We start from the raw sequence: 1,020 nt of genomic DNA, 5'->3' as shown, positions 1-1,020 counted from the left end.
AATCTACATTAGCAGATAGAATATTAGAAAAGACAAATGCGTTGACAGCGCGCGAAATGAAAGACCAGCTTTTAGACTCAATGGATCTTGAAAGAGAACGTGGGATTACAATCAAGCTGAATTCCGTTCAGCTTAAATATAAAGCAAAAGACGGCGAAATTTATACACTGCACTTGATTGATACACCGGGACATGTCGATTTTACATATGAAGTTTCCCGAAGTCTGGCCGCTTGTGAAGGGGCTGTGCTTGTTGTGGATGCGGCTCAAGGTATTGAAGCGCAAACACTTGCGAATGTGTATTTGGCAATTGATAATGACTTGGAAATAGTTCCGGTTATTAATAAAATTGACTTACCGAGTGCTGATCCAGAACGTGTTCGTAACGAAATTGAAGAGGTCATTGGTTTGGATGCTTCTGAGGCAGTTCTTGCTTCTGCAAAGGCCGGCATTGGAATTGAAGATATTTTAGAACAAGTGGTAGAAAAGGTTCCTGCTCCACAAGGAGATCCGGAAGCGCCGTTGAAAGCACTTATTTTTGACAGCCTTTATGATGCTTACAGAGGTGTAGTCACATATATTCGTGTTGTCGAAGGTACAGTTAAAGCAGGCGATAAAATCAAAATGATGGCAACAGGCAAAGAGTTTGAAGTAATTGAGGTCGGCGTATTCACGCCAAAGGCTGTCAGTACAGATCAGCTGTCTGTTGGTGATGTTGGTTACCTTACAGCTGCAATCAAAAATGTCGGCGATACAAGAGTCGGGGACACGATAACAAGCGCGAAAAACGGCGCAGTCGAAGCACTGCCAGGGTACCGTAAGCTAAATCCAATGGTATATTGCGGCTTATATCCAATTGATAGCTCGAAATTTAATGACCTTCGTGAAGCGTTGGAAAAGCTTGAGCTTAATGATTCTGCTCTTCAATTTGAGCCGGAAACTTCTCAGGCATTAGGCTTTGGTTTCCGTTGTGGTTTCTTAGGACTGCTTCACATGGAAATCATCCAGGAAAGAATTGAAC

The 1,020-nt window shown here is 42.6% G+C and carries 1 protein-coding gene; it reads left to right on the top strand.

What is annotated here, in order from left to right; all coding sequences use genetic code 11:
• The coding region (gene lepA, locus AB0G52_RS41410; protein WP_361344538.1) for a translation elongation factor 4 at positions 1-1,020 on the top strand (1,020 nt) is incomplete at both ends.

This window comes from Streptomyces sp. NPDC021562 (genome assembly GCF_040640875.1).
Classification (GTDB): Bacteria; Actinomycetota; Actinomycetes; order Streptomycetales; family Streptomycetaceae; genus Streptomyces.
This window is presented reverse-complemented; position numbering and strand designations above follow the sequence as displayed.